At 66.1% G+C, this 2554-nt stretch carries 3 protein-coding genes; all 3 read right to left on the bottom strand.

The genetic code is table 11. The features are described from left to right. Window positions 1–944, bottom strand: a 944-nt coding sequence (locus WCB02_RS15485) for a PQQ-binding-like beta-propeller repeat protein (RefSeq protein WP_423959221.1), incomplete at its 3' end; no start/stop codon positions are given. Between the two features lie 121 nt (window positions 945–1065). Then, on the bottom strand, window positions 1066–1224 hold the full coding sequence (ccoS, locus tag WCB02_RS15480; protein WP_423959219.1) for a cbb3-type cytochrome oxidase assembly protein CcoS: 159 nt from the start codon (window positions 1222–1224) through the stop codon (window positions 1066–1068). A 13-nt stretch (window positions 1225–1237) separates the two neighbouring features. Beyond that, the coding region (locus WCB02_RS15475) for a heavy metal translocating P-type ATPase (RefSeq protein WP_423959217.1) at window positions 1238–2554 on the bottom strand (1317 nt) is incomplete at its 5' end.

The raw sequence follows: 2554 nt of genomic DNA, 5'->3' as shown, positions 1-2554 counted from the left end.
GAAAAATCCGGCGCGGGGTTGCCGCCCGGCACGTAGATGAGGCCGCTCTCGGGATCCAGAGTGTACGAGGTCCAGGTCGCGCCCCCGGTGATCGGCACCCCTGTCATCGTGTTGCCCCAGGTTTTGTCGTTGAGGGGCGAAGGAGCTTCGGGCCCGCGCGTCGGATCGCCCTCGGCTTTCGGGACCAGATAGAACTCCCATACGATCTTGCCGGTCTTGGCGTCGAGGGCGTACATGCGTCCCTTCACGCCTTTCACGTCGCCGCCGGCATTGCCGATGAAGACGAGGCCGTTCCAGGCGATCGGAGCGGCCGGCGCGCTCTCGCCCTTCTTGTAGTCGCCGATTGTCGTTTCCCAGATGCGCTTGCCGGTCTTGAAATCATCGGCGAGCACGCGGGCGTCCTGCGTGCCGCGGAAGAGCATGCCATCGAGATAGGCGGCGCCGCGATTGACCCCCTGCGGCGAGGCCGGCGTGTAATCCTCATGCGCCCGCCAGTTTTCCTTGCAGGTCGCGGGATCGATCGAGAAGAGGTCGTACTCGGTCGCAAAAATCAGCGCGCCGTTCACCTCGATGAGACCGGAGTTAAACCCGGTGTACTGCCCGGTGTCATAGGTGCAGAGAATCTTGAGCTTCTCCGCATTCTGGCTGTTGATCTGATTGAGGCCTGAAAAACGGTTCGAGGTCAGCGTCTTGTTGTAGCTCGGCCAATCGCCTCCGGTCGCGGCGGGCGCTGTCGAAGCCGGCGCCGGGGCGGGTGCCTGAGCGGCCTTCCAGTCGGGATTGGTCTCGGTCGAAATGGCGCCGTCGGGCGCGTTCATATAGCGCACGAAGTTGATCCCCATCGCCGCGATTGGAACGAACTGGTCCCAAAAGACAAAATAAACAAGTCCCGCCACAATGAGGCCCACGATCGCGAGGACGGCGGCTGCAAGCCAGGATCTCACCGGGGGCTCCGTTAATTGCCGGCGCTCGCCGGGATGGGAAAGAAAGAGGCCGCCCGATTTGCTTCGGAGAGCGGATCTCTCGTTACACCGAAACGTGGCGCCGAAGCGACAGCGTTTGCGCCTACCGCTCATCCTCCGGCAGATCGTCGTCGCTGATCGCCCGCCATGCGGCGCCGTCGAGATCGTCGAACTGCCCGTTGCGCAGCGCCCACAGGAAGGCGGCGAGCCCGAGGCCGCCGAGAGCCAGCGCAAGCGGCACGAGGTAGACGAGGACGTTCATGGCTGCTTAAGCCTTACCCATGTCGCGCCCTCAGCGCGTTGAGCGTGACCAGGATCGAGGAGCCCGACATCGCCAGCGCAGCGATGAGCGGCGTCACTTGGCCTGTCACCGCAAGCGGGACCGCAAGAAGGTTGTAGACCAGCGACAGCCAGAGATTTTCGACCATCAGCCTTCGCGCCTTGGCGGCGAGACTCAGCGCGTCGGCGACCGGCGCCAGCCGTTCGCCGAGGAACAAGGCGTCGGCCTGCGCCTGCGCGATATGGGCGGCGGAAATGGGCGAGATCGATACATGCGCGGCGGCGAGCGCGGGCGCATCGTTGAGGCCGTCGCCGACCATAAGCGGGCGCTTCCCGGCGGCCTTCAGCGCCTCCAGCCGCTCGATCTTGTCCTTGGGCTTCAGACCGGAGGCGAAACGCGTCACGCCGAGTTCGCGCGCGACCAGCGCGACCGCCGCCTCGCGATCACCCGAAAGGATCTCGACTTCGTGTCCGCGCGCGAGAGAGGCCATGACTTCGCGGGCGTCGGAGCGCAGCCCCTGCCTGACCGCGAAGACGACTGCGCGCTCGTGCGTCCTCATGACGATCAGCGATGCGTCGGGAAAGGCGGCTGCGATCGGCTCGGCCTCAACCTCCGCCTTGCAGAAGGCGACGGAGCCGAGCTTTATGCGTTTGCCGTGACGGAGCGCGGTCACGCCCTGGCCGGGAAATTCGTGGCCGTTCAACGGCTCCCTGGCGTGCGCTGCGCCCGCAATGGTCTCGGCGAGGGGATGCGTGCTCGACAGCGCAAGCGAGGCCGCCAGCGCGAGGTCCTCGGCCGCGATGTCGGCGCCGTTGGCGAGTGTCGGGCGCGGGTTGGTTAGCGTGCCGGTTTTGTCGAACACGATCGTCTTGGCTTCCGCCAAGCGTTCCAGTGCCTCGCCGGAATTGAGGATCACTCCGCGACGAAACAGCGCTCCCGCTGCGACCACCTGCACCGCCGGGACCGCGAGCCCGAGTGCGCATGGGCAGGTGATGATAAGCACGGTGATCGCGACCATCAGGGACTGCTGCCAGCCCGCGCCGAGCCACAGCCAGGAAAGAAAGGTCGCAAGCGCTGCCAGATGGACGACCGGCGCGTAGAGCCGCGCCGCCTGATCGGCGAGGCGCACGTAGGACGAGCGCTGCTCCGCCGCCTTGGCGAGGAGCTCATTGACCTCGTCGAGCAGCGAGTCGCCGGCTTCCTTCGCGACCCTCACCCGCAGCGCGCCGGAGAGATTGAGCGCGCCCGCGTAGATCGGGGCGCCGGCGCTGACCGCAATCGGCGACGTCTCTCCGGTGACAAGGCTCTGATC

The organism is Bradyrhizobium sp. (assembly GCF_049581145.1).
Classification (GTDB): Bacteria; Pseudomonadota; Alphaproteobacteria; order Rhizobiales; family Xanthobacteraceae; genus Bradyrhizobium.
The sequence above is the reverse complement of the archived record's forward strand: the minus strand, read 5'-3'. Positions and strand labels throughout refer to the sequence as shown.